The following is a 26,870-nucleotide window of genomic DNA, read 5'->3' on the forward strand; positions in this document are numbered from 1 at the left end:
TCGCAGTCTCAGGGCGCAAACAGTCTCTCCCTGCACCGATCCGAGTGCCCCCGGATCACCAGCCCATCGCTGGTGGGTTGAAGATACAAGGGCGCAATAACCCAAGGGCATTGCGCCGGATATCTTCTGCCGAGGTGGATCTTCGTGGCGACGCAACTCGTCCGGCGCATTAGGCCTGCGGCTAATGCGCCCTACGAATCCCGTCCCCTCGGCCACCACTCATTGCCCGATGCGGTCGCGCGCCTCTCGCTCAGTAGGGAGGAGAGCCAAAAAAAAAGCAGGGGTGGCATTTCGCCCCCCTGCCCCCTGTTTGCGGCCTCCGTGCTGGCACGATTGCGCCCTTGCGTCCTGCGGTCCCGCGCGACGCTTCCGTGGCGCCGCGGCCTCCCTGCTCAGACACTCCAGCAACTACCTGTGCGTCGGCATCCGATGCGTTCCTGCGAGGCGCGTCCTTCGCACCCCGGCCTCCCTGCCCGTACTGCCGGCCCGGCGTCCACGCCCGGCCCCCGCTGGCGTCCTGCCCAAGCGTCCCTGCTGCCACGTCCTTGCGCGGCCTCCGTGCCACGCTTGCGTGCCACCACGCGAGGTGTGCCCAGCTGGCGACAGCCTCGCGCCGTTACGGTCGCGCCGCCCGGCTCCAGCCGGACGGCGCATCGTGCCGGATTGCTTAGTTCAATCCGCTCCGGTCGATCCGCTCAGGTCAATCCGTCCCGATCAGAAGCTCACGGTGAACCGGGCATTCATGCCGTGGTCGCGGGTCTCGTCGGCGAACATGCCGCTGTAGCTGACCTCGAGCAGGCTGGACTGGCCGATGCGCGCACCGAAGCCCGCTTCGACCAGCGTCGAGTCCTGCGCCAGGCTCGCGCCCCGCACGGAGAACACCGTGCCACCGGCAAGTGACATTCCGGTGTCAGAAACCAGGTCGCCGCTGGCGTGGCGACGCGCGATGCCGCCGCGCAGGCTCAGGCGATCCTCGGTCTGCGCACTGCCGCGCAGGTTGAGGTTGAAGCGCAGGCCCAGCGTCGACAGGTTGGCACGGCTGTCGGCATCGTCGCCGACCAGCGCAGCGACGCCGCCCTGCTCGGAAAAGCCGTCGCTGTCGACACGCACGTGCGCAACCTGCGCGTACGGCTCGACCTCCCAGGCGCCCTTGCCGAAGCGGTAGCCGCCTTCGACGAAGGCCTGGCTGCTGCTGGCGTCGTACTGGGCGCGGGTGTGGTCAACCACGCCCGGGAACACGATGTCGCGTTCGACATCGATGTCGTGGCGCGCGTAGTTGAGGCCGCCGCGCACACCGAAGCCACCCCACGCCTGACCGGCGTAGATGCCGAGCTGGCGCGTGTTGACGTCACCCTCGGAGCTGCGCGAAGGCAGCTTGAGATCGCTGCGGCCGGTGCCGCCGAGCGCGCCCAGACGCAGGCCGTTCTCGAAGCGGTAGTCGTAGCCCACCAGCGTGGTGTTGCCGCTGTAGTCGACGCGACCGGCGTTTCCGTCGGCCTGCACCGCACCGCCGTTGCGCAGCACTTCGATCCACGCCGCCGAACCGGCCGCCGCCGGCGCGAACGCGCCATTGCCGGCCTGTGCGCGGGCGAGCGCGGCATCGCGGACGTGACGGCTGCCATCGACCAGCACCGCGCGGGTGCTGGCGTGCAGTTCGCCGCTGAGGCTGTCGAACGTCGACTGCGCCTGCTGCGGGAACAACTGGGTCAGCGCGCGCAGCATCACCGCGTTGTCGGCCATTGCATCGACCGAACTACCCACGGCAGTCTGGTTCCAGGTGCCGCCAGCGGACGCCAGCGCCTGGCCGCGCACCACGTCGACCGACACGCCGTTGGTGGCGTACACCAGGTTGAAGTTGAGGAACGGCGAGAACGCGCTGCGGTCGATCGCGGCGAACTGGCCGTCGAGGCTGGTGGCCGACAGCAGGTTGTAGTGCGCACCGACCCAGTTCTGGTTCGCATCGCCACGCAGGAATGTCAGCGTGCCGCCCTGCAGACTGGCGTGGCCATTGACCTGCAGCAGGTCCGAGCGACCACCGGCGGCGAGTTCGGCCTCGAAGGTCGAGCCCGCGCCCTGGACGTAGTCGCCGGCGATGGTCAGCGTGCCCACGCCGTTGCCGGCGGCCATCGTGCCGAACACCTTGGTGTCGGCCAGCGTGCCGGTGCCGCCGATGCGGCCGTTGGCGCCGACGACGGTGGACGCGCCCGAGACGGTACCGTCGATCACGGCCGTACCGTTGTTGACGGCCAGCGCGGTGTTGACCAGCGAGCCGTTGAGGATCAGGTAGCCGCCTTCGACGGCGACGTTGTCGGTGAGCGTGTTGGTGCCGTCGAGTTCGAGCACGCCCGAACGCACGGTCGCGCCGTTGAAGGAGTTGTCGCCGCTCAGGCGCAGCCAGCCCACGCCGGACTTGGTCATGCGGCCCGGGCCGCTGATGTCGTTGGTCCAGTCGTCCCAGGCCAGGCCTTCCCAGACCTTGGCGCCGCCGGCACGGCTGTTCATCACCACGTCGGTGTCGACGCGCAGTTGGCCCGGACCTTCGATCGCCTTGCGCAGGTTGATCAGGCCCCAACCGTAGAGTTCGTCCACGCCGACCGCACCCAGGTCGGTCGCAGTGGTCAGCAGGATGTCGCGGATCTGCGGGTTGTCGAGGTACGGGAAGCGTTCCATCAGCAGCGCCAGCGCGCCGGTGACGTGCGGGGCCGCCATCGAGGTACCGGTGAGGTCGCCGTAACCGAATTCCGGCTGCCCGTCGGTCACGCCGATGCCGACGAAGTTGCCGTCGGCGTCGTACTGCGGCGTGCCTTCGATGTCACCGCCCACGACGGTCGAGGTGATGTCGGTACCCGGCGCGGTGACGCACCAGTTCATGGTCTGGCCGCAGATGCTCGAGCTACCGTCCAGCACGCCGTCACGGTTGACGTTGACGACGCTGAGCCAGTACTTCTCCAGCTCGGGGTTCCAGCGCGGCAAGGTCGCGTAGATGCCGGCGATGTCGCCGTTGCCGTTGCCCGCTGCCCAGACCTGGATGATGCCGTCGCGCAGCGAGGGGTTGATGTAGGTCGAGAAGTAATCGGCCGCGCCGTCCGAAGCGTAGAGCGCGTCCATCTCGGCCACGGTGCGCGGCTCCTGGGACAGGCCCCAGCTGTGGTTGATCGCGCGCACGCCCTGCGCCGACATCTGCTGGTACATGCTGGCAACGGCTTCGCTGCCCGGGCCGATGGCGTACGACTGGCCGCCGATGCCCAGCAAGGTGTCCAGGTCGGAATAGCTGTCGGAGAACAGGCGTGCGCTGGTCAGGTCGGAGCCGAACGCAACACCGTGCGTGCCATTGCCGTCACGGTTGGCCGCCATCGTGCCGGCGACGTGGGTGCCGTGCGTGACGTACTGGTAGCCGGCGATCGTTTCCAGGTACTCGTCCACCCAGTCGTACAGGTAGCCGATCTCGATCAGGTAGGCGACGAACGCGCGGTCCTCGTCGGTGTAATGGAAGTACTCGACGGCAACCGAGTCGCCGGTCGAGCTGAAGCAGGCATCCGGACCGTTGATGGCGGTGGTGTTGGTGCAGCCCGGATCGGCGATGCCGATGCCGTTGTGGTTGCGGCCGGCGAAGTCGCCATGGCCCAGATTCACACCGCTGTCGAACACGCCCAGACGCACGCCCTTGCCGGTCAGGCCACGCGCGTACGCGTACTCGGCACCGATCGCGCTCAGACCCCAATCGGCCTTGAACTCCTCGGTGCGCCAGCTTGCCGCATCGCCGATGCGACCGGCTTCCTGGTACGTCGGCTGTTGCTGGGCGGCGGCCGGCGCGATGGCGCCGAGCAGCAGCGCGCCGACGATGGCGAGCGACAGCGTGGAACGGACGTGGCCCTTGCGTTGGGTCGACTGCGACGAAGCGATGGCGTTGCCTTGCATGTATCTGAAACTCCCGTGGGTGGAGGCCCGCGCGGCGATCCTGCCGTCGCGATACCGAGGCCGGGTGTTGCGCCCGACCGAATGCCTGTTGCCGGCACAAGATTCGAAACGCGATCGACGCGATGCCTCCCTACCCGTGCCCTACCCCGCTATCGCTACCGAAGCGATCGCGTGCAACGCCCTCGGCGCAGCCGTACGGGCCCCAACGTGGGTCATCGCCCCCAACGACGGCCGTGCGCGCGACCGGGCATCCGGGCGTGTGCCAGGGGCGGGCTATGTCGCAGCAGAACGCGCGCAACGAATCGCGACGCCGTTACGCCGCGGTCGGGCGTTCGCATGGATCGTCGGGGGGACTTACGCCAGGGCGCTCGCGCCGAGATATTCGTGCCGACCTCTTGCCCACGTCGGGGCAGCGGCAGAAAGGCGTCGCGCGGCGTTGGCCGCGACGCGACGCGGCGTCAGAAGCGGTAGGCCGCGCTGAACTGGAAGTAGCGCCCGCGCGGATCGTCGTTGGCGATGTCGTAACCGGCGTTGGCGATGACGTAGTTGACCGGACGACGGTCGGTGAGGTCGCGCACATTCATCCCCAACCGCCAGTTGCGCAGGCCGGTGTACGCGACATCGAGATCGACCGTCGTCGAACCCGGGCTGGAGCAATGCCGAACCGCGAAGTTGCGTTCCGGGCAATCCTCCCCTGGCTCGGACACACGCGATGCACCCAGGTTGCGCAGGTTGAGCGTGGTGGTCCAATCGCGCAGGTTCCAACGCACGCCCACCAGCACCGTGCGATCGGGCGCGCCGTGGCCGGCGTGGTTGCGCGTGGGCGCCCCTTCGTACGCCCGGCGCGAGAGGCGGTCGAGGTGGTGGCCGTTGAAGCGCAACGTGAAATCGCCCAGGCGCTGCGTGGCGAACTGGTACTGCGCCTCGATGTCCCAACCGCGCACGTCGCTGCGCCCGACATTGGCGAAGTAGTCGCGGATGCCGAACAGCTGGCCCTTCTCGTCGCGCTCGCCCGACAACGGAAATGCCTCTGCGTCATCGAGCAGGCTGCCGGGAAGGATCTCGTTGCTGCGCTGGATCCGGAAATGATCGACGCTGAGGCTGAAGTTGCTTGTCGGCGCCCACACCAGTCCGATCGTGTGGCTGCGAGACGTCTCCGGATGCAGTTCCGGGTTCTCGATCGCACTGCGCGCAACCAGGCAGTAGGCGGTGTCGCGATCGAACTCGATCCGGTACAGGCAATCGCCCATCTGCGGCGTCTGCCGCACGAACTCCACGCCTTCGTACAGGCTGGGGCGGCGCTGTTCGTACAGCGACGGTGCGCGATAGCCGGTAGCCACCGTGCCACGCGCCGTCAGCGTGTCGGTCGCGCGCCACTTGATTCCAAGCTTGGGCGAGGTCTTGCTGCCGTAACCTTGGCGCCGGTCCAGGCGCAATGCCAGGTCGGCCTGCAGCGAGGGCAACAGCGGCACGCTGAGCTCGGTGTACAAGGCCGCGCCGTAGCGGTGCTCGTCGATCTGGATCTTCTGCGGGCTGAGCGCGAGATCGTGCTCCTGCATCAGCGCATCTGGACGGTGGAGCAAGGCATCGCGCGAGAGCTCCAGGCCCGCGGCGACGATCGCATCGCCCGCCGGCAGATGGAACCAGGGGCCGTGCATGTCCACCGAAACCTGGTCCAGTGACGCCTTGCCATGGGACTCCACCGGTGGCGACAGCGCCGCCAGCAGCTTGGGATCGTTGGGCGTTCCGTCGAAACGGTACGTGCCGGCGATCATCGCGGCAGTGAATGCGGTGTCGCGCACCAGTCCGTCGATGCGGTTGTCGACCGTGTTGGTGTGATGCGCGAGCGTGACGTCCCATTGCCAGTCGCCGCGCCAGCCCTTGAATCCGGTGGACACGTCCAGGCTGCGCGCCTGGTTGCGGTTGCGCACCGGGCCCACGTCGTAGAACGCATGCACCAGGTAGGTCGAGCCGGGTATGACATCGGGATGGCGCTCGGTCAGCTCGACCAGTCCGTAGAACGGCGCGCCGCGCAGCATCTGGTTCGAATCGCTCAGTCGCACGTCGGCGTGCCACTGGGTCGCATCGCCAATGGGCTGGTGCCCGTGGACGTACAGCGACGCGCGTTCGCTGGCCGGTTGCAGCGTGCCTTCGCGCGTCGGGTCGAACAGGCAGCGCAGCGATTGCGCCCTCGCACTGCCGGGGCAATGCGGCTGGATCATCTCGCGGTTCTTGTTGAGGTAGCCGAGCTGGAACCGCCAGTCGCCGAGCCCGTCGATGCGCCGGTCAAAGCCGCGCCAGCCGCGCTGGTCGCCGTACAGCGCCTCGCGGTTGGAATAATCACCACCGATGAACACGCTGCCGCCGCCGGGCGTGGAAACGCCAAAGCCGAACGCGAGAGATTCCTGCTTGGCGTCCGATCGCGAGGACACGCCGCGGCGCGCGACCACCTCGCCACCGTCGCGCTCCTTGCGCAGGATGATGTTGACCACGCCGGCCATGGCGTCTGCGCCGTAGATCGCCGAGGCGCCGCCACGGATGATCTCGATGCGGTCGACGATGCTCAGCGGGATCGCATCCAGGTCGGTGAGGCCGCCCAGGTCGGCCGAGATCAGGCCGTAGTTGGCGACGCGGTGGCCGTCGACGAGGAACAACGTCGCGCGTGGCCCCAGCGAATTGAGACTGGTGGTGCCGGCGCTGGCGAACGGCTGCTGCGACGTGGAATCGCCATCGGCCGCTACAGCGACCGGATGGTGACCGTGCATGCCGGGCTGGAAACGCAGCAGCTCGAACAGGGTCTGGTGACCGCTGGCCTCGATCTCGGCGCGGCTGATCAGCGTCAGTGGCGCAGCGGTGACGTGTTCCAGGCTGGAACGGGGAATGTGGCTGCCGGTGACCTGCACCGAGCCCAGGTCCACCGGGCCCTGCGGACGGGCACGGGTGGGCTGCGGCGGCGCAGGCCGGACCACCACGACGGGTACGCGCTGCAGCAGGAACGTGTTGGCGTTCACCGCCACCGCCTGCAGGCCACTGTCCTTGAGCAGGCTGGCCAGCGCCTGGACCGGCGACAACTCCGCGCGCAGGCCGGCGCTGCGGCGATCCGCGACCAGTCTCGGGGGATACAGGATCTGCACGCGACCCTGGGTGGCCAGGGCCTTGAGGCTGTCGTCGAGACTGCCCTGGGCGATATCGAAACGGGTCGTGGCCGCCCGTGGCGGCTCCACCGCCAACGCGTGCCCGGTCCGGCCCCACAAGAGCAGCGCGGCACAGATGGCGAAGGTGTAGCGGTACGTCCTGGCCATCTTTCCGGTGGGCGGGACCTGCAAGGCAGGCCACTCTACGGAAGCCCCCACGGGGGTGCAACGAGCCCGGGACGGGTGTCACACCAGGGTCACATCGGCGTGGTGTGGCGGGGGCGCGCGTGGTGCCCATACCCATGCCCATACGCGGCGCCGGGGCCAACGTTGGGCCTGGGCTAGGGCCCGAGCTGAGCCGAGCCGAGCTGGGCTGGGCCGGGTGGCGTCTGAGCTGAGCTGGACTGGCATGGGCCCGCCAGTCGTTGGCCGCCGGACGGATCCAGGCGCGGGGGCAGCGCGCCGCTTCGACGCGCCCGGGTTCAGCTTTCGTCGCGGTGCAGGACGATCTCGCCGTTGCTGCGTTCGGCGCGCAGCGACCAGCCGCGCTCGAGCACCGCGACCAGCGCATCCTGGTCACCGATGTGGAACACGCCACTGACGGTCACCTCGCCCAGCGAGGGATCGGCCAGCCGGAGCTGGGTCCGCGAGTAGCGGTTCATCTCGTCGACGAGGAGGTCGAGGCGGCGATCCTTGAACACCAGATCGCCCAACGGCCAGGCCTTCGCGACGGCGACGTCGAGCGGCTGCTTGTCGGCGATCACGCCCGCCTGCGACACGGTGACCTGCTCGCCGGGGGCCAGCATCGCGCTGGACGCGGCCGCACCCTGTCCGGAGGCCACCACGACGGCACCTTCGATCAGGCCCACGTTGACCTCGGAGCGGGAGCGGCTGACCTGGAACGTGGTGCCGATGTCCCGCACGGTGCTGCTGCCGGCGTGCACCACGAACGGCCGCAGCGGGTCTTTGCCGACCACGAACTGCGCCCGGCCCTGGCGAAGCTCCACGTCGCGGCCGTCGCTGTCGAAACGTGCGGTGAGCTTGGAGTCGGTGTCGAGCAGCACCTGGGTGCCATCGGCCAGGGTGAGCGTGCGCTGCTCGCCCACCGCGGTGGCGTACTCGGCCACGGCCACCTCCGGCGCGCGACCAAACCACAGGACGGTACCGACGGCCACTGCCAGCGTGGCGGCGATGGCAGAGCCGATCGGCAACCAGCGCCGGCTCGCCGGACGGACCGGCGGCATGCGGCGGGCGCTGCGGGCCGCCGCTCGCAGCAGCTCGTCGGACGACAGTTCCGCGACCATCGACTGGATGCGCTCGATTTCGAGGTAGGCCTCGATGTTGGCCGGCGCCTGCGCCAGCCAGTCCTCGAACTCGGCGCGCTCGCCGGCGCTGCAGTCGGGCGCATGCAGGCGTGCCAACCAGGCCTCCGCCTGCCCGCCATCGATCGCATCCGGAGAAATGTTTTCGGGGTTCATGGACGCTCCATCGCCGCCATTCCAGCCTGCTTCAACTTGAGGCGCAGCTGTGCAAGCGCCTTCCCAATGTGTTTTTCGACCGCCTTGACCGAAATGCCGCAGTGGCGGGCAATCTCGCTGTAGCTCATGCCCTCGAGGCGATTGAGCAGGTAGACCTGCCTGCACCGTTCGGGCAACTGCAGGATTGCCGCGCGCACCAGCACCAGCTCCTGCTGGTGGGCCACGCGCTGGTCGTGCGACGCCTCTCCCGAGGGGAGGTTGTCGTAGTCCTCGTCCAGGCTCACGTGCGCCCCGGCCTGGCGGGTCTGCTGACGGCGGCCGCGATCGTTGAGCACGTTCAACGCGATCCGGTACATCAGCAGCTTGAGTTGCTCGGGCGGCTGGGCGCGGTACCGCATCAGCCGGACCATGCTCTCCTGCGCGATGTCCTTGGCGTCTTCCTCGCCGGCGCGACGCGCGAGGAAGCCCACCAGCGCGTCGCGGTGCTCTCGCAGGAAGCGCTCAAAACCATCGTCCACGGCGGCCGTGTTCTCGCTCATCGGCAACCCGCGGGAGAGCGCGGACGCACCCGGCCCGGCCTGTCGGCGGGGGTGTGACGGTCGCGTTGTCGTGATTCCGCTGGATTCATGGCGTGCGACGTTCACTCCGACGGTGGCTTTGCGCAACGGGTCCGTTGGCGGCAGGTGCGGACCGTTGCGACCGGGCTCCGTGCCGTCCGGTGGTGGCATGCGCACAGGCAGCCATGACCGCAGAATGCCGTTGTAGCACGCCCTCCGGGGCGTGCCGTGCCGACGCGCACGGATCCGCGACACCGGCCACCGGATCGGTGTCAGGCGTCGCGTCGGCGCGATGGCGGCAGTTTGCAATCCCATGCGTCTGGAAACGCAGCTCGTAGCTGATACCCCACCTCGGCTAGAATTGCGGGGTTTGCCAAACCAGAGATCTGCCATGTCCCAGCTTGCCTATCGCCGCGTCCTCCTGAAGTTGTCCGGCGAGGCATTGATGGGTGAGGAGGACTACGGCATCGACCCGAAAGTGATCCACCGCCTCGCCCGCGAGGTCATCGAGATCCAGAACGCCGGAGCCGAGGTCGCGCTGGTGATCGGCGGCGGCAACATCTTCCGTGGCGCGGGCCTGGCGGCCGGCGGCATGGACCGGGTCACCGGCGACCAGATGGGCATGCTGGCCACGGTCATCAACGCCCTGGCGATGCAGGACGCCCTCGAGAAGCTCGGCGCCAAGGCCCGCGTGATGAGCGCGATCAAGATCAACGACGTGTGCGAGGACTACATCCGCCGCCGCGCCATCCGCCACCTCGAGAAGGGCCGCCTGGTGATTTTCGCCGCCGGCGTGGGCACCCCGTTCTTCACCACCGACTCGGGCGCCGCGCTGCGCGCGATCGAGATCGGCGCCGACCTGCTGCTCAAGGCCACCAAGGTGGACGGCGTGTACGACAAGGACCCGAAGAAGCACGCCGACGCGATCCGCTACGACAAGCTGACCTACGACGAGGTGATCTCGCGCAACCTGCAGGTCATGGACACGGCGGCGTTTGCGCTGGCGCGCGACAGCGATCTGCCGCTGCGCATCTTCGACATGAGCCAGCCCGGCGAGCTGCTGAAGATCCTGCGCGGCGAGAATATCGGCACGCTCGTTCGCGGCCGCGGCTGAGCCCCTGCCCGGGGCGCCGCACACCGTCTGCCGGCGCAATCCGGCCGGTCTTCCGCGTCGGGCGCTGGCGGTACGTCCGCCCGCCGCGCCACGGCTCACCACTGAAATAGTGTCCCGCCGGCCTGCATGACAGGATGGCGGCATGCACTCGCACGCCCATCATTCGCACAGCCATGGCAGCAGCGCGTTCGCCACGGTGACCCTGGTCAACCTGGCCTATACGCTGCTTGAAGCCGGTTACGGCTTCGCCACCAATTCCCTCGCCCTGCTGTCGGACGCCCTGCACAACTTCGGCGACGTGCTTGGGTTGGCGCTGGCCTGGGCTGCGGCGGTCATCGCCAGGCGCGCGCCCACCGAACGACATACCTATGGGTGGCGCCGTGCCACGCTGCTGTCGCCGCTGGCCAACTCGCTGCTGCTGGTAGCGTTTGCCGGCGCACTGGGCTGGGAGGCCGTGCGCCGGTTCAACGCGCCGCCCGAGATTCCGGCGCTGCCGGTCATCGTGGTCGCCGCGATCGGCATCGCGGTCAATCTCGGCGCGGCCTGGCTGGTGCGCGACGGGCACGTCCACGATCTCAACCGCCGCGCGGCGTTCTTGCACCTGATCGCCGATGCCGCGGTGTCGCTGGCCGCGGTGCTGGCGGGCCTGGGCATGTGGTGGATGGGCTGGTCGTGGCTGGACCCGGCCACGGCGGTGCTGGTCGGCCTGGTGGTGGCGATCGGGGCATTCGGCCTGTTGCGCGAAAGTTTCGACGCCGCCATGGACGCGGTGCCGCGCAGCGTGGACCAGTCCCAGGTACGCGATTTCCTGTCCGGGTTGCCGGGCGTGCAGGCCGTACACCACCTGCACATCTGGTCGCTGGGCGCGGGCGAGATCGCCATGACCGCGCACCTGGTGCGGCCACGCGACGCGGGACGCGATGCGGGGGGACCCGACCACGACGCGTTCATCGACCACATCAACCACGAGCTGGATCACCGCTTCGGCATCAACCATCCGACGCTGCAGGTCGAGCACGGCAAGGCCTGCGAACACGATCGCCACGACCGGGCACCGCACGGGCATTGAGGCCGGTGCACGCGGCTCGGTACCGGGGCGGGCCCGGTTCCGCCGCGTCGAAGGCGGGCCGAGGCACGCGCCGTGCCCCCTGCGCCGCCCGGCCGGCGCAACTTGCGCCAAGGCCATCGGCTGACCCACGGGGTCGTCCGGCAGCCCCCACGGGGTCGACGCCCGCCGTTGCCGGCTATAATCCCGCGATTACCGCTACAGGATCGGAGCCGGCGATGCTCAACGACATCAAGAAAGACGCCCAGACCCGCATGGCCAAGAGTGTCGAGGCATTCCGCCACGACCTCATCAAGGTCCGCACCGGACGCGCATCGACCGCACTGGTCGATCACCTGAAGGTCAACTACTACGGCTCCGACATGCCGTTGAGCCAGGTCGCCAGCGTCGCTGTCGCCGATGCACGCTCGCTCACCATCACACCGTGGGAAAAGCAGCTGGTCAGCGCGGTCGAGAAGGCCATCCTCGCCTCCGACCTCGGCCTGACCCCGAACACCGCCGGCACCGTGATCCGCCTCAATCTGCCGGCACTGACCGAGGAGCGCCGCAAGGAGCTGTCCAAGGTCGTGCATTCCGGTGGCGAGGACGCGAAGGTCGCCATCCGCAACATCCGCCGCGACGCCAACCACCAGGTCAAGGAACTGCTGAAAGACAAGCAGGTCACCGAGGACGAGGCCAGCCGCAGCGAAATCGACATCCAGAAGATCACCGACGACGCGATCAAGAACGTCGACGAAGTGGTCAAGGCCAAGGAACAGGAGCTGATGTCGGTCTGACCGACACCCGACCTGCCGCGCCGCGGAACTTCGCGGCGCCGGCACGGTCAGCCCTCTGCCCCACCCGCGCGCCCTGGCGCGACGCCAGGCCGGCCAGGTATCGCACCGACAGCCGCTCCACCACCCATCGCCCCGGGGGCCACCATCATCGGCGCCATGCCTTCCGACTCCGCCCCCGCCCACGTTCCGCGCCACCTGGCCGTGATCATGGACGGCAACGGCCGCTGGGCCGAACGCCGCCGTCGGCCGCGCATCATCGGCCACCGTGCAGGCGCGCGCGCGGTCAATACCTGCATCGATTTCTGCCTGCAGCACGGCATCCGTGCGCTGACCCTGTTCGCGTTCTCGAGCGAGAACTGGGGCCGTCCGGAGGAAGAGGTCGGCGGCCTGATGAAGTTGTTCCTCAACGCACTCGAACGCGAGGTCGACGAACTCGACCGGCGCGGCGTGCGTGTGCGCTTCATCGGCGAACGCGAGCGCTTCAGCGCCCCCATTACCCGCCAGATGGACGCCGCCGAGGCGCGCACCGCCGGCAACACCCGCCTGGATCTGACCATCGCGGCCAGTTACGGCGGACGCTGGGACATCACCCAGGCGGCACGCTCGCTGGCACGCGATGTCGCCGCCGGCAAACTTCGCCCCGAAGACATCGACGAAAGCGCCATGTCGGCACGCATGACGCTTGCCGACCTTCCGCCGCCGGACCTGTTCATCCGCACCGGTGGCGACACCCGCATCAGCAACTTCCTGCTGTGGCAGCTGGCCTATACCGAGCTGTGGTTCACCGAGGCATTGTGGCCCGAGCTGGATGCCGCGACACTGCGGCGCGCCATCGACGACTTCGCCCGGCGCGAGCGGCGTTTCGGCCTCACCGGCGCGCAAGCCGCGGCCATGCCCAAAGAGACCCACGAATGACCCGAACCCGACTCATCGCCGCGCTGGTCATGGCCCCGCTGGCGATCGCGGCGATCCTGCTGCTGCCGACGCCGTGGATGCTGGTGCTGGCGGCGGTGCTGTTGATGGCCGGCTTGTGGGAATGGTTCGACCTGGCGGAGATCGAGGACACCCTCGGACGCACGGTGTTGCTGGTCGCGCACCTGGCGTTGATCGTCGCCATCGTGTGGGCGTCCCGATCGAATGGCGACTACACCTGGGCGCTGTTCCAACTGGCCACCGTGATCGGCGTGATCTGGTGGCTGCTGGCGCTGGCGTGGCTGGGGCGCTACCAGTTCGCCAGCGATCACGACACCTATGCCCGCATGTTCAAGTTGTGCGCGGCCGCGCTCAGCGTCATTCCCGCGTGGTGCGCACTGGGATGGCTGCACGCCAGCGATCCGTCGCCGACCATGCTGCCGGGCATTCCCAAGGGACACATGTGGTTGCTGACCGCGCTGGCGGTGGTGTGGGCCGCCGACAGCGGCGCCTACTTCGTCGGCCGCCGGTTCGGCAAGCACAAGCTTGCGCCGCGCGTGAGCCCGAACAAGACCATCGAAGGCGTCGTCGGCGGCGTGCTGGCCGGCGTGCTGGCCGGCCTGGGTTTCGCCTGGCTCGCCGGAGCGCAACCCGGGCAACTGCCTGCGGTGGCCCTGGTGGCGTTCATCGCGGTGCTGTTCTCGGTGGTGGGCGATCTGTTCGAAAGTCTGCTCAAGCGCCACGCCGGGGTGAAGGATTCCGGGCACCTGATCCCGGGCCACGGCGGCATTCTCGACCGCGTCGACGGCGTCCTCGCCGCGTTGCCGGTGTTCGCGCTCGGCAAGGCCGTGCTGGGCTTCTGAGCATGAACGGCGAGCAGCGTACGGTCGCCGTAGTCGGCGCTACCGGTTCCATTGGCGCTTCCGCGCTGGACGTGATCGCACGCCACCCGGCGCGCCTGCGCGCCAGTGTGCTGGCGGCCGGCAGCAACGTCGCGGCGCTGCTGCAGTTGTGCGCGATCCATCGCCCGCGGCATGCGGTGATTGCCAGCGAAGCCGCCTACGCGGCGCTGCGCGATGGCCTGCGCGACGCCGGCCTGGACACGCAGGCGCATTGCGGCGACGCCGCGCTCGAGGCGCTGGTGTCGGGTGACGAATGCGACACCGTGGTCGCCGCGATCGTCGGCGCCGCCGGCCTGCCTTCGACGCTCGCCGCGGCGCGCGCCGGCAAGCGCATCCTGCTGGCCAACAAGGAATCGCTGGTGCTCGCCGGCGAGTTGCTGATGGCGGCCGCCCACGCGGGCGGCGCCACCATCGTGCCGGTCGACAGCGAACACAACGCCATCTTCCAGTGCCTGCCCGACGCGCATGCGCACGCCGGGCTCAAGCGCATCATCCTCACCGCCTCGGGTGGGCCGTTCCGCGGCCGCACGCGCGCGTCGCTGGCCGATGTCAGCGTCGAGCAGGCCGTCGCCCATCCGAAGTGGTCGATGGGTCCGAAGATCTCGGTCGATTCGGCCACGCTGATGAACAAGGGCCTGGAGGTCATCGAGGCCCACCACCTGTTTGGTGTCGGCCGCGACCGCCTCGACGTGCTCGTGCACCCGCAAAGCCTGGTGCATTCGCTGGTGGAGTTCGTCGATGGGTCCACCCTCGCCCAGCTCGGCCTGCCGGACATGCGCACCGCGCTGGCAGTGGGCCTGGCGTGGCCGGAACGGATCGCCTCGGGCGTGTCCGGCCTGGACCTGATCGCCCAGGGCGGCCGCCTGGATTTCGAGCCACCCGACCTCGATGCCTTCCCTTGCCTGCGCCTGGCATACGCCGCGCTGGACGCGGGCGGCACGGCGACGGCGGTGCTCAACGCGGCCAACGAAGTCGCGGTTTCAGCGTTTCTTCAGCGCCGGATAGGTTTCCTGGCCATCCCGGCACTGGTCGAGCACACCCTCGCCGCCCTGCCTGCCACCCCGGCCACGTCGCTGGCGGCCCTGTACGAAGCCGACCGCGAGGCACGGCGCATCGCCACGGTGGCGATCGCCGACAAGGCCATCCACGCATGAATACCGTCACGGGCGCCTGCGATGAGTGAGTTGCTCGGTTCGATCTGGTGGTTGCTGGTCAGCATCGGCGTACTGGTCACGATCCACGAATACGGCCACTACTGGGTCGCCCGTCGCTGCGGGGTCAAGGTGCTGCGCTTCTCGATCGGCTTCGGTCCGGCGCTGTGGATGCGCCGCGGTCAGGACGGAACCGAGTACGCGATCGCCGCGATCCCGCTGGGCGGCTACGTGCGCATGCTCGACGAGCGCGAGGGCGATGTCGCCGCCAGCGAGCTGGCGTTCGCGTTCAACCGCCAGTCCGTGTGGAAGCGCATCGCCATCGTGCTGGCCGGCCCGGTGGCCAATCTGCTGCTGTGCGTGGCGTTGTTCTGGGGCATGTTCGTGATCGGCCGGCCCGACTTCGTTCCCGTGGTCGGCCAGGCGAAAGGCCTGGCGGCGGCGGGTGGGCTGCAACCGGGCGACCAGATCCTCGCAGTCGGCGCGCGCGAGACGCCGACCTGGAGCGAGGCCAACATGGCCCTGATCACGGCCGCGCTGGACCGCACCGACGTCCCGCTGCGCATCCGCAGCGCCGGCGGTGTCGAAGGCCAACGCCAACTGCCGCTGTCGCGCCTGCCCGCCACGTTCGACGAGCGCAACGCGATCGCCGTGATCGGCCTCACCCCGCGCCACCGGCTGGTGCCGGCGGTGATCGGCGCGGTGGTTCCCGGCAAGCCGGCCTGGGGCGTGCTTGCCGAAGGCGATCGGGTCACCGCGATCGACGGCACGCCGATTGCCGCCTGGGACGACATTACACCGCTCGTGCAGCGCCTGGGCAATGCCGGCGGCACGGCCATGGTCGAGGTGCAACGCAAGGGCGAGCGGCTGGCGCTCGAGCTGCAGCCCGTCCGCGCCAGAAACGAGGCCGGCACGCCGTATTGGCAGCTGGGCATCGACTACGCGCGGCCGTCCGAGCCCGTCGAGGACACCGTCCGGCGCTACGGCCCGTTGCAGGCGGTGCCCGCCGCGTTGGGCGAATCGGTGCACCAGACGCGCGAGCTGTTCGCGATGATCGGCCGCGCATTTGCCGGCAGGGTCTCGGTTCGCAATACCGTGGCCGGGCCGATCACGATCGGCCGCGCGGCCAACAGCGTCGCCTCGCACGGGCCCGCCTGGTACCTGCAATTGCTGGCGATGCTGTCGCTGAGCCTGGGGATCCTGAACCTGCTTCCGATCCCGATCTTGGACGGCGGTCACCTGCTGTATTACCTTATCGAGCTTGCCAAGGGCAGCCCGGTGAGCGAGCGCGTCATGGCCGCCGGGCAATACGTCGGCCTCGCGCTGATCGCCAGCCTCATGGGGTTGGCGTTCTTCAACGACATCGTGAACAACCTGGTCAACTGACAACCCGGTCCACTGATGCCGTATCCGACTTGCACCACCTGCCCCGCAACAAGCTGCAACCACGCGACGCCGATCCGGCGACGCCGAGCCCTCAACCGGACGTGATGATGACGCGAACTCCTTCCCGCCGCATGCTTGCCCTCGCCCTCGCCGCGGCAATGGCACCGGCGCTTCCTGCAATGGCGCAGGCCGTCACCGATCCGTTCTCCCTGGGAGTCGCGTCGCCAGCTCCCGCACCGGCACCGCTGCCGGGAGCGTTCACCGTCAGCGATATCCGCATCGATGGCCTGCAGCGTATCTCCGCGGGCACCGTATTCACCTACCTGCCGGTCCAGCGCGGCGACGTGCTCGACAGCAACCGCGCAGGCGAAGCGATCCGCGCGCTGTACAAGACCGGCTTCTTCGATGACGTGCGCATCGGCCGCCAGGACAACATCGTCGTCATCACGGTCGTCGAGCGTCCCGCGATCAACAAGCTCACCCTGACCGGCAACAAGGACATCCAGTCCGAGCAGCTGCTCAAGGGCCTGGCAGACATCGGGCTGACCGAAGGCGGCACCTACGACCGCCTTGCCCTGGACCGTGTCACCCAGGAACTCAGCCGCCAGTACAACAACCGCGGCAAGTACAACGTCGAGATCAACCCGACCATCGCCAAGCTCGACCGCAACCGCGTCGACGTGACGATCACCATCAAGGAAGGCAAGGCGGCCAAGATCCGCCACGTCAATCTGGTGGGCAACGACAAGTTCGAACAGAAGGACATCCTGGAAGGCTGGGAATCGCGCGAGAGCAACTGGCTCAGCTGGTACCGCCGCGACGACCAGTACTCGCGCGAGAAGCTTTCGGGTGACCTCGAGAAGCTCAACGCGTACTACCTCGACCGTGGCTACGTCGACTTCAGCATCGACTCGACCCAGGTGTCGATGAGCCCCGACCGCCAGGACATGTACATCTCCGCCGACGTCACCGAAGGCGAGCAGTACAAGGTGTCCAGCGTGCAGGTCAGCGGCGACACCGTGCTGCCGAAGGAAGACATCGAGAAGATGCTGCTGGTCCGGAAGGACCAGATCTTCTCGCGCCGCCTGCTCGAGCTCAGCTCCGATGCCATCACCGCCCGGCTCGGCAACGTCGGCTACGCGTTCGCCCAGGTGAACCCGATTCCCGACGTCGATCGCGCCAACAAGACCGTCGGCATCAACATGCAGGTCGTCCCCGGCCCGCGCGTCAACGTGCGCCGCGTCGTGTTCAAGGGCAACAGCCGCACCGCCGACGAGGTGCTGCGCCGCGAGATGCGCCAGTTCGAAGGCGCGTGGTACTCGCAGGCCGCGATCGACCGTTCCAAGATCCGACTGCAGGGCCTGGGCTTCTTCGAAACGGTCGATGTCGAGACCAAGCCGGTCCCGGGCACCGCCGACCAGGTCGATGTCGAGTACGCCCTCAAGGAGACCACCTCCGGCCAGCTGGTGCTCGGCCTCAGCTTCGCGCAGGTGTCGGGCCTGGGCCTCCAGTTCCAGACGTCGCAAGCCAACTTCCTGGGCACCGGCAACCGCGTGTCGGTCTCGGCGCAGCGCTACGACTACCTGCAGCGCTACGACTTCTCGTTCACCAATCCGTACTTCACCGACAACGGCGTGTCGCTGGGCTACAACCTGTGGTGGCGCGAGTACGACAGCGCAGACCAGAACACCGCCCAGTACTCGACCACCAGCGGCGCCGCGCAGATGGTGCTCGGCGTGCCGATCAGCGAGACCGACGGCTTCTCGGCACTGCTGGGCATCGACAGCAACCAGGTGCAGGTGTTCGGGTCGACCCCGCAGGTCATCCGCGACTACATCGACGCCCTTGGCCACAAGACCTTCCATGCCTGGCGCACCGAGCTGGGCTGGCAGCGCAATACGCTCAATCATGCGCTGACCCCAACCGCCGGCACCTCGCAGCGCCTCAGCGTTGAAGCCACGCTGCCGGGCTCGACGGTCGAGTACTTCAAGCTCAACTACAGCATCTCCAAATACTGGCCGATTTCCCGTCACCTCGTGCTCAACACGCGGGCCGAACTGGGTTACGGCGACAGCTACGGCGATTCGGTCACCCGCGACATCTGCTTCCAGAACCTGCCGGCACCGATCGACGACGACAACAACCCCGCCACGCCCAAAGTCCAGCCGCCGCGCCCGGCGCCGAGCGATCCGTGCATTCCCGGAACCTCGCCGGACTTCCGCAAGACCGTCACCGCCGATGGCCTGCCGTTCTTCGAGAACTTCTACGCCGGCGGCGTGCGCTCGGTGCGTGGTTTCACCGACAACACCCTCGGTCCGCGCAGCAACAACCAGGCCGTCGGTGGTTCGCTTAAGACGGTCGGCACGCTGGAGCTGATCTTCCCGACCTTGCTGGACACTCCCGCAGCGCGCATCTCGGCGTTCGCGGACGTCGGCAACGTGTACGACGGCGTGGACAACTTCGACGCCGGCGAGCTGCGCGCATCCACGGGCGTGTCGCTGATGTGGCGCTCGCCAATGGGCCCGATCTCGATCAGCTACGCGCTGCCGATCCGCAAGGAAGACGACGATCGCCTCGAGCGTCTGCAGTTCACCTTCCAGGGCGGCTACTGACAAACCCGGCGCCAGACCACCGGCGCCCACCGTTTGCACCAAAAGCCTCCGCGGCCTCCTGGCCCCGGAGGCTTTTCTTTTGCGCGCAGTTTCCTTGCGAGCCTGCATTTGCATGCGGCCATGGCCCCGTGCCGCCGCCAATCCAGCGCCGGATATTCCGGTAGCCGACGCACTCCGGGGCTCGCATCCGTCATGCCCGCAACCCAATGCGATTGCGAGTGGCCATGACGCGCCCGAAAGTGCCGGAACGCCTGCGGAAACCATTACCGCCTTCAAATCGCGAAGTCAGTACCAGGCAGTATGTTCTCCTGCTCCGGCATTCAACCTGCGCCTGGTTTGAAAATCCATCAACTGGAATAGACACCGCCACTGGCGCGTGGTTAGAATCGAACCCACCTGAACGAAAAGAAGCATCCCGTTCAGGTGCAAGAGACGCCAGACTTTACAAACGGACGTAAACCTAGGAGATAGCAAATGGACCTGACGTACGATATGCACGCCCTTGAGTCGATGATGGGCACCAACGCCACGATCGCCAACGAGCTGGACTCGCAGCTGCAGGCCGAGTCCCCGATCCGGACCGTGGCCATGTCGAGTGATTGTTGCAGCAGCAACAACTACTGACCGCCCAACTGATCGCACCGGGCTTCAGATAAGCAGGCGTTTCTGCCCCTCCCCCTCCGCGGGGGAGGGGTGTTGTTTCCCAAAGGCGCGCCCATCCGGTTCACGGCAAGCGACCGCCGATATTCCCCAAGGATAATCAGGTGCCTGGCGAGCCGTGGCTCGTCTGCGGTGCAGGTGAGATTTCCGCGGGCGGGCCTGCCTTGCCCGGAATCCGACCCCTCCGACCCGAGACGCATTTACGACATGGGCCTCTCCCAGAAAGCGACGGACAAACCGTTGCCCTGCTCCATTTGCACCGCGATGGAATTGGAACTGGCGCGTTCGGATATTCGCCAGGTGTATGTCATCCCGACCACCCAGATGACGCTGGACGCCATTCCGAAATGGATGGAATCGACAGCCCGACTGGCCGTCGTCGCCCCGTCCGTTGCCGGTGGGCTGACGCCCGAAAAGCTGCTGGAACAACTGAAATCCCCGGACACGGTGCAAACGCCCATTGCCGTCGTGTTTTCCGACCAGTTGGTATCCCCCGTGCATGCCCCGTTGCTGGTCGAGCACCTGGGCACGACGCAGTACCTGCCAGCGCTGGAGGTAGTGGCGCACCTGAATTACGGCCTCGACCTTCGCGTCTGGGTTGGCGATGGTTTTGACATGCCGCCGCCCGAATGTGCACCGGCGGATGTCCTGCGCCTCCTGCTCCGGTACCAAGCCGGTTGCCAGGCGCTTGGCGACCGATGGCTCATGCGGGAGTCCCAGGAAACCCGCTCTCCTGCCAATCGTGTCAACCAGGCGCGCCGTCGCCTGCGGCTGCTGCATTCGCTGGTGATGCACGAATTCCAGGACTCGCCACTTCCGGCCGACTATCGATCGATCGTCAGCAGAATCGGGAGAATGCACAAGCACCTGGTCGATTCGGCGAGGGCGGCCTGACATGCTGCTGCGCTCGATGTTCATCAAGGCGGCCGCGCCAATACGCCGGCTGCGCAGTCAGACCCCGCTGATCGAACGGTACCTCGAACTCCGCCTGGACGAACGGGAAGCCCGATCGATACAGACCGCATCCGACCGCGCGGGGGTTCCGTTCGGAGCGTATTACTACTGGCAATTGCAGAAGACCCTGGTCAACAACCACATCCGGCGATTGAAGAAGCAATCCATCCTGAGAATGGTCGCGGCCCTGGACACTACCGACTACTCCCCCCTCGACCGGCTGCGCGACGACCCCAGGGGGCTGCTTGTTGCCCTGCCCCACCACGGCCATTTCATACTGTCGATCGTCGCCGTGGTGGAGCGCCTGCGCGATGCGCGCGAGGTGTTCATTTTCTTCGGCTCGCCCAAGACGCATGCCGGAAACGAGATTTTCGACGACCTGCACGCCCACTTGTTTGGCCATCTTCCTGGCGTGCATGTCATCCACGACAACCGGTCCGGCCTGGCCCGGGCCCTGAGGGCGTTACCGCAAGGGGCCGCCGTCATCATCATGCCCGACGTCTACCGCAACGAGAACGACACCTTCCTGGTCCCATTCTGCGGCAGGCAGCTCAACGTGCCGCTGGGCACCGCGTCGATCGCCCGGAAGACGCACTCGGTGATTCTGCCGCTGGTTTCCCTACCGACGGAGCGGGCACCGGGATTCCGGAATGTTTTCGGGGACCCCATCGCTCCTTCCGAGGAACACCGGGACAGCGCCGCCGGGAATCTGGACGATGACGACACCGTCCACCTCGATTACGGCGTGACGCTGCGGATGTTCCGGCACTTTGAACAGGTGATGGACCGTTCGATACTGCATTGGCAGTACGTGCGCGGCCATTATCTGCGGGAAGCCCCGTTTCCCGCGCTGACCGCCGAGGCACTGAAGAATCTCGTCGATCCCTTCTTTGCCGATCCACGCACCAACGTGAATCTTGGAAATCCGCTCCGATTGGATTGACCCGCTACTGGTCGCGGTCCGGACATGGAAACCCTGCACGCGATTCCATGCGCTCCCGGATGGTGCCAGGAGAATCCGAAGCCTGTCATCGGTCAATGCGACAGCACGTCGCTGGCCTTTACAATGCGCAGCTCCGGAACACGAGGCGATCCATGCCCAGCCCCCCTGATTTCTCTGCCGCGGAACTGGCAGAACGCTTCGGCCTGCAGTTGCACGGCAATGGCGCCGAGCGCGTCGTTGGCGTCGGCACCCTGGCCGGCGCCGAGCCCGGCCAACTGGCCTTCCTGGCCAATCCCAGGTACCGCTCGCAGTTGGGCCAGACCCGTGCCAGCGTGGTGGTCATGCGCGCCGACGACGCAGTGGACCATTCCGGCACCGCGCTGTTGGCCAGCGATCCGTACACGGCGTTCGCGAAGCTGGCCGCGTTGTTCGCGCAGCTCCCGCAGCGTGAGCCGGGCATCCACCCCTCGGCTGACATCCACCCCAGCACCACGATCGCCGCCGACGCCCACGTCGGCGCGTTCTGCAGCATAGGCGCGCGCAGCCGCATCGAGGCCGGCGCGGTGATCGGCCCGGGCTGCGTGATCGGCGAGGACTGTGTGGTCGGCGCCGGGAGCGAACTGATCGCGCGCGTCACGCTGGTCACCCGCGTGCGCCTGGGCGCACGTTGTCTGCTGCACCCTGGCGCCGTGCTCGGTGCCGACGGGTTCGGCCTGGCGATGGACGGCGGCCACTGGATCAAGGTGCCGCAACTGGGTGGCGTGGTGCTGGGCAACGATTGCGAGATCGGCGCCAACACCACGATCGATCGGGGCGCCATCGAGGACACCGTGCTGGGCGACGACGTGCGCCTGGACAACCAGATCCAGGTTGGCCACAACGCCCGCATCGGCTCGCACACAGCGATGGCCGGGTGTTCGGCGGTCGCCGGCAGCGCGCGGATCGGCAACTACTGCCTGATCGGCGGCGGCGTCGGCGTCCTGGGCCACCTCGAAATCTGCGATCGCGTGGTGATCACGGCGATGAGTCTGGTCACCAGCTCGATCCGCGAACCGGGCGAATACTCCTCCGGAACGCCGTTGATGGACAATCGCAGCTGGCGTCGGAACGCCGCCCGTTTCAAGCAGCTCGACCGCATTGCCAGGCGCTTGCCTGCGATCCGCGACGAGTGACCCGCCCGGCGGGCCGGACAGGGCCCGCGTTCGCTGGAGCCAGGTTGCCATGGCCCCGGCCGACCACCTTCCCGGGCCCCGCGCACAGGCTGTGCACCGACGGGGCCCACTGCATCGGCAAGCAGGCGCATGGACGGCGTTGCCGGTGCGCCGGACGCAATTACCAAGGAATCAATCGATGAGTTTTGAAGTGAAACTGCCGCTGGACGTGACCGCCATCCAGGACCTGCTGCCGCACCGTTACCCGTTCCTGCTGGTCGATCGCGTGATCGAACTGGAACCGCACAAGCGCGTGCTGGCCTGGAAGAACGTCACCGCCAACGAACCGTTCTTCAACGGGCATTTCCCCGGACATCCGGTGATGCCGGGCGTGCTGGTGGTCGAGGCACTGGCGCAGGCCGGCGGCCTGCTCACGCAGCTGTCGCACCGGATCGCCGCCGCCGAAAAGGGCGATCTGCACGAACCGGCTGCCAAGAAGCTCTACTACCTGGTGAAGGTCGATGGTGCGAGGTTCTCGCGCATGGTGGTGCCCGGTGATCGGCTCGAACTCGACGTCACGCTCAAGCGCACGATCCGCAACATGGCGCTGTACAGCGGCATCGCCCGCGTCGACGGCGAGCAGGCCGCCTGCGCCGACATCCTTTGCGCCGAGGTGAAGGCCTGACCATGGACGCTGCGATCATCCATCCCAGTGCCGTGGTCGAGCCCGGCGCCAAGCTCGGTGCCGGGGTCCGGATCGGCGCGCTGTGCTACATCGGTTCCGACGTCGAGATCGGCGACGGCACGGTGTTCGGCCCGCATTGCAGCGTGCACGGCCCCACCACGATCGGCCGCGACAATCACTTCCACGGCCATTGCGCGATCGGTGGCGATCCGCAGGACAAGAAGTACACCGGCGAGCGCGTCGAGTTGGTGATCGGCGACCGCAACACGTTCCGCGAGTTCGTCACGATCAACCGCGGCACCGGGAGCGGTGGCGGCATCACCCGCATCGGCAACGACAACTGGCTGCTGGCCTACACCCATGTCGCCCACGATTGCGTGGTTGGCGATCACTGCGTGTTCTCCAACAACGCCACGCTTGCCGGCCACGTCAGCGTGGGCGACCACGTCATCCTGTCGGGCTTCGCCGGCATCCACCAGTTCTGCCGTATCGGCGCGCACGCGTTCGTCGGAATGGGGGCGTTCGTCAACGGCGACGTTCCGCCGTTCGTGATGGTGGCCCAGGACGGCTACGGCCGGCCGCGTGGCATCAACAGCGAAGGCCTCAAGCGTCGCGGCTTCGACGCCGAACGCATTGCCGCCATCAAGCGCGCGTACCGCGCCCTGTACCTGGGCAGTGCATCGCTGGAGGAAGCACGCGGCAAGCTCGTCGAACTCGCCGACGGCAGCGCCGACGTGCGCGCACTGCTCGAGTTCATCGACGCCGGCGAGCGCCCGCTGCTGCGCTGAGCCGGCCACGACGACGTTACGGGGGTGCGCCAGCACCCCCTGACCTCTGGCGCCCGCATTGCGAGCGCAGCGCATCTCGCCCTTCGCGGACCGCGCCGCATCGCCTGTCCGTCGGCACGCCCCGCATGCCGCACTCGCGGCATCGCTTGCCGGCCCACCTTCCTGCCCGCGCGGATGGCACAGTAGCCGACGCACCGATAAGCTCCCGCGACGTGTCCATGCCCGACTCTCCCCATTCCGCCTCCGCTCCGCTCCGCATCGCCGTATGCGCGGGCGAGGCGTCGGGCGACCTGCTCGGTGCCGGCCTGATCGCCGCGCTGCGCCGTCGCTACCCCACCGCCGAGTTCGCCGGTATTGGTGGCGAGCAGATGCGCGCCGCCGGTTGCGATACGTGGTTCGACGCGCACGAACTGGCAGTGATGGGCCTGGCCGAAGTGCTGCGCCACCTGCCTCGCCTGCTTCGCCTGCGACGCGCGTTCCGCGAGCGATTGCTGGATTGGCAGCCGCAGGTGTACGTCGGCATCGATGCACCCGACTTCAACCTCGGCGTCGAGCGCTGGCTCAAGCAGCGCGGCTTCGCCACCGTCCACTACGTCAGCCCGTCGGTCTGGGCGTGGCGCGAAAAGCGCGCAGAGAAGATCGGACGCAGCGCAGACCGCGTGCTGTGCCTGTTTCCGATGGAACCGCCGATCTACGCGCGACACGCGGTCGATGCGCGCTTCGTTGGCCATCCGTTGGCAGACGACATGCCGTTGCAACCCGATCCCCCCGCCGCGCGTACGGCGCTCGGGCTGGAGCAAGACCGCCCGTTGCTGGCGTTGTTGCCCGGCTCGCGCGTCGGCGAGATCACACGGCTTGGCGCCGATTTCCTTGGCGCGGCCGCGCGCGTGCTGGCCGCCGAGCCGACGCTGCAGGTGGTGGCACCGATGGCGAGCGCCAGGGCACGCGATGCGTTCATGCGCGTGTTGGCCGCGCATCCCGATGCCGATGCGCTGCGCCCGGCATTGCGCATCTGCGACGGCGGCGCGCGCACGCTGATGATCGCCAGCGACGTCATCCTGCTCGCGTCGGGCACTGCCACGCTGGAAGCGATGCTGGCCAAGCAGCCCATGGTGGTGGCGTACAAGGTCGCGCCGCTCACCTACACCATCGTCAAGGGCCTGGGCCTGCTCAAGGTCGACACTTATTCGCTGCCGAACGTGCTGGCCGGCGAGCGCGTCGTTCCCGAATTCATGCAGCACGACTGCACGCCCGACAACCTTGCCAATGCCGTGCTGCAGCGACTGCGCGATCCGTCCGAGTTCCGGCGCGACGTGCGGCCGCGCTTCGAGCGCCTGCACGAGCAGCTGCGTCGTGACGCCTCCGCCACCGCGGCCGATGCGGTCGCCGAACTGCTGTCCGAACGCGCCCGCGATGGCGCAGCACCGGAAGCCGCGCGATGAGCCGCCAACCCGGGCTGTTCGGCGATGACGTCGACGATGCGACGTTGCGGGTGGCCGGTGTCGACGAAGCCGGACGCGGGCCGTTGGCCGGGCCGGTGACGGTGGCGGCGGTGATCCTCGATCCAGCGCGTCCCATCGACGGGCTCAACGATTCCAAGAAGTTGTCCGAACCCCGGCGCGAAGCGTTGTACCCGCTGATCGTCGAGCGCGCGCTGGCCTGGCGGATCGAGTTCGTCGAACCTGCCGAGATCGACGAACTCAACATTCTGCAGGCCACGATGGTGGGCATGCGCCGTGCCGTCGCGGCGCTCGCGCCGGCCGCGCAACTGGCGCGCATCGACGGCAACCGGGTGCCCCAAGGCCTGCCCTGTCGCGGTGAGGCCCTCGTTGGCGGCGACGCCATCGAGCCGGCGATCATGGCCGCATCCATCCTGGCAAAGGTCGCTCGCGATCGCGCGATGCTGGCATTGCATACACAGTTCCCGCTCTACCGCTTCGACCTTCACAAGGGCTATCCGACCGCCGCTCACATGGCCGCGTTGGTCGAGCACGGCCCCTGCGTGCACCACCGCCGCAGCTTCGCGCCCGTGCGGCTGGCTCTGCGGGTCGGCTGAAACCTGCGGAGTTCGGCGGCGACGCGCGCACGCCGTGTTCGCGGGCGACTCGCGCCACCGAACCCTGCGCCATGGCCCTTGCGCTGGCCCGCGCGCGCCCGGCATGCTCGAACGATGATCACGACCGAACGCCTGCGGCTACGCCGCCTTCAACTCGACGACGCGCCCTTCATTCTCGAACAGGTCAACGACCCGTCCTGGCTCGAGCAGATCGGCGACCGCGGCGTGCACAACCTCGACGATGCACGTGGCTTCCTTCGCGATGGTCCGCTCGCGTCGTACTCGCAGCACGGCTTTGGCCTCTATCTGATCGAGCAGGCCGAGGACGGCGCGCCCGTGGGCCTGTGCGGTTTGCTGCAACGGGATTGGCTGGACGACGTCGACGTGGGCTATGCACTGATGCCGGCGTATCGCGGGCGTGGCTATGCGCGTGAAGCCGTGCGCGCGGTGATCGAGCACGCACGCCAGGACCTGGGCCGGCAACGCGTGGCGGCTTTCACTTCGCCCGGCAACGTGGCGTCGATCGGCGTGCTGGAATCGCTCGGCTTTCGGTTCCAGCGCGAAGTTCGCCTACCGGGCAAAGACCAGCAGGAAGACAACCTGGTGAAGCTTTTCGCACTTTCGTGA

21 protein-coding genes are annotated in these 26,870 nt (G+C 67.9%); 17 read left to right on the plus strand and 4 right to left on the minus strand.

Annotated elements, in window-relative coordinates; all coding sequences use genetic code 11:
• Positions 1–714: 714 nt before the first annotated feature.
• The 4 genes from EER27_RS16410 to EER27_RS16425 form a co-directional block, all read right to left on the minus strand.
• A complete protein-coding gene (locus EER27_RS16410; protein WP_123089227.1) occupies positions 715–3,918 on the minus strand; it encodes an autotransporter domain-containing protein in 3,204 nt (1,067 codons plus the stop codon).
• A gap of 458 nt (positions 3,919–4,376) precedes the next feature.
• Complete coding sequence (locus EER27_RS16415) at positions 4,377–7,220, minus strand: TonB-dependent receptor (protein ID WP_123089228.1); 2,844 nt, start codon at positions 7,218–7,220, stop codon at positions 4,377–4,379.
• A gap of 314 nt (positions 7,221–7,534) precedes the next feature.
• Positions 7,535–8,530 carry a FecR family protein gene (locus EER27_RS16420; RefSeq protein ID WP_123089229.1) on the minus strand — a complete coding sequence of 332 codons (996 nt, stop codon included), beginning with the start codon at positions 8,528–8,530 and terminating at the stop codon, positions 7,535–7,537.
• Positions 8,527–9,069 (minus strand): RNA polymerase sigma factor, encoded by a 543-nt coding sequence (locus EER27_RS16425; RefSeq protein ID WP_123089230.1) that lies wholly within the window; start codon positions 9,067–9,069, stop codon positions 8,527–8,529. Before EER27_RS16425 ends, EER27_RS16420 begins: the two co-directional genes overlap by 4 nt.
• Positions 9,070–9,478: 409 nt before the next feature.
• On the opposite strand from EER27_RS16425, the gene pyrH reads away from it, so the two are divergent.
• From pyrH to EER27_RS16505, 17 genes are all read left to right on the plus strand, one after another.
• Complete coding sequence (gene pyrH, locus EER27_RS16430) at positions 9,479–10,201, plus strand: UMP kinase (RefSeq protein ID WP_123089231.1); 723 nt, start codon at positions 9,479–9,481, stop codon at positions 10,199–10,201.
• A gap of 142 nt (positions 10,202–10,343) precedes the next feature.
• Positions 10,344–11,270: a cation diffusion facilitator family transporter gene (locus tag EER27_RS16435; RefSeq protein ID WP_123089232.1), complete on the plus strand. Its 927-nt coding sequence runs from the start codon at positions 10,344–10,346 to the stop codon at positions 11,268–11,270.
• A gap of 215 nt (positions 11,271–11,485) precedes the next feature.
• Positions 11,486–12,043 carry a ribosome recycling factor gene (gene frr, locus EER27_RS16440; protein WP_123089233.1) on the plus strand — a complete coding sequence of 186 codons (558 nt, stop codon included), beginning with the start codon at positions 11,486–11,488 and terminating at the stop codon, positions 12,041–12,043.
• Between the two features lie 156 nt (positions 12,044–12,199).
• Positions 12,200–12,958 (plus strand): polyprenyl diphosphate synthase, encoded by a 759-nt coding sequence (gene uppS, locus EER27_RS16445; RefSeq protein WP_123089234.1) that lies wholly within the window; start codon positions 12,200–12,202, stop codon positions 12,956–12,958.
• Complete coding sequence (locus EER27_RS16450) at positions 12,955–13,818, plus strand: phosphatidate cytidylyltransferase (RefSeq protein ID WP_123089235.1); 864 nt, start codon at positions 12,955–12,957, stop codon at positions 13,816–13,818. Before uppS ends, EER27_RS16450 begins: the two co-directional genes overlap by 4 nt.
• Positions 13,819–13,820: 2 nt before the next feature.
• Positions 13,821–15,011 (plus strand): 1-deoxy-D-xylulose-5-phosphate reductoisomerase, encoded by a 1,191-nt coding sequence (gene dxr, locus EER27_RS16455; protein WP_123089236.1) that lies wholly within the window; start codon positions 13,821–13,823, stop codon positions 15,009–15,011.
• 21 nt (positions 15,012–15,032) lie between these two features.
• Complete coding sequence (gene rseP / locus EER27_RS16460) at positions 15,033–16,394, plus strand: RIP metalloprotease RseP (protein ID WP_123089237.1); 1,362 nt, start codon at positions 15,033–15,035, stop codon at positions 16,392–16,394.
• Between the two features lie 107 nt (positions 16,395–16,501).
• The gene (gene bamA / locus EER27_RS16465) at positions 16,502–19,006 is read left to right on the plus strand and encodes an outer membrane protein assembly factor BamA (protein ID WP_123089269.1); all 2,505 of its coding nucleotides are present in this window, start codon (positions 16,502–16,504) and stop codon (positions 19,004–19,006) included.
• Positions 19,007–19,480: 474 nt separating this feature from the next.
• Positions 19,481–19,630 carry a hypothetical protein gene (locus tag EER27_RS17200; RefSeq protein ID WP_190285844.1) on the plus strand — a complete coding sequence of 50 codons (150 nt, stop codon included), beginning with the start codon at positions 19,481–19,483 and terminating at the stop codon, positions 19,628–19,630.
• 243 nt (positions 19,631–19,873) lie between these two features.
• A complete protein-coding gene (locus EER27_RS16470; protein ID WP_148041055.1) occupies positions 19,874–20,560 on the plus strand; it encodes a hypothetical protein in 687 nt (228 codons plus the stop codon).
• 1 nt (position 20,561) lies between these two features.
• Complete coding sequence (locus EER27_RS16475) at positions 20,562–21,563, plus strand: LpxL/LpxP family acyltransferase (RefSeq protein ID WP_123089239.1); 1,002 nt, start codon at positions 20,562–20,564, stop codon at positions 21,561–21,563.
• A gap of 152 nt (positions 21,564–21,715) precedes the next feature.
• On the plus strand, positions 21,716–22,735 hold the full coding sequence (lpxD, locus tag EER27_RS16480) for a UDP-3-O-(3-hydroxymyristoyl)glucosamine N-acyltransferase (RefSeq protein WP_123089240.1): 1,020 nt from the start codon (positions 21,716–21,718) through the stop codon (positions 22,733–22,735).
• 178 nt (positions 22,736–22,913) lie between these two features.
• Positions 22,914–23,399 (plus strand): 3-hydroxyacyl-ACP dehydratase FabZ, encoded by a 486-nt coding sequence (gene fabZ / locus EER27_RS16485; RefSeq protein WP_123089270.1) that lies wholly within the window; start codon positions 22,914–22,916, stop codon positions 23,397–23,399.
• A 2-nt stretch (positions 23,400–23,401) separates the two neighbouring features.
• Positions 23,402–24,187, plus strand: a complete 786-nt coding sequence (gene lpxA, locus EER27_RS16490; protein WP_425480860.1) for an acyl-ACP--UDP-N-acetylglucosamine O-acyltransferase — start codon at positions 23,402–23,404, stop codon at positions 24,185–24,187.
• A gap of 125 nt (positions 24,188–24,312) precedes the next feature.
• The gene (gene lpxB / locus EER27_RS16495) at positions 24,313–25,629 is read left to right on the plus strand and encodes a lipid-A-disaccharide synthase (protein WP_425480861.1); all 1,317 of its coding nucleotides are present in this window, start codon (positions 24,313–24,315) and stop codon (positions 25,627–25,629) included.
• Positions 25,626–26,243, plus strand: coding sequence for a ribonuclease HII (gene rnhB / locus EER27_RS16500; protein WP_123089242.1), 618 nt, complete (start codon positions 25,626–25,628; stop codon positions 26,241–26,243). The genes lpxB and rnhB overlap by 4 nt, the downstream gene beginning before the upstream one ends.
• 114 nt (positions 26,244–26,357) lie before the next feature.
• Entirely contained in the window at positions 26,358–26,870 is a 513-nt protein-coding gene (locus tag EER27_RS16505; protein ID WP_123089243.1) for a GNAT family N-acetyltransferase, read from the plus strand.

This window comes from Montanilutibacter psychrotolerans, from assembly GCF_003719825.1.
Lineage (GTDB): Bacteria > Pseudomonadota > Gammaproteobacteria > Xanthomonadales > Xanthomonadaceae > Montanilutibacter > Montanilutibacter psychrotolerans.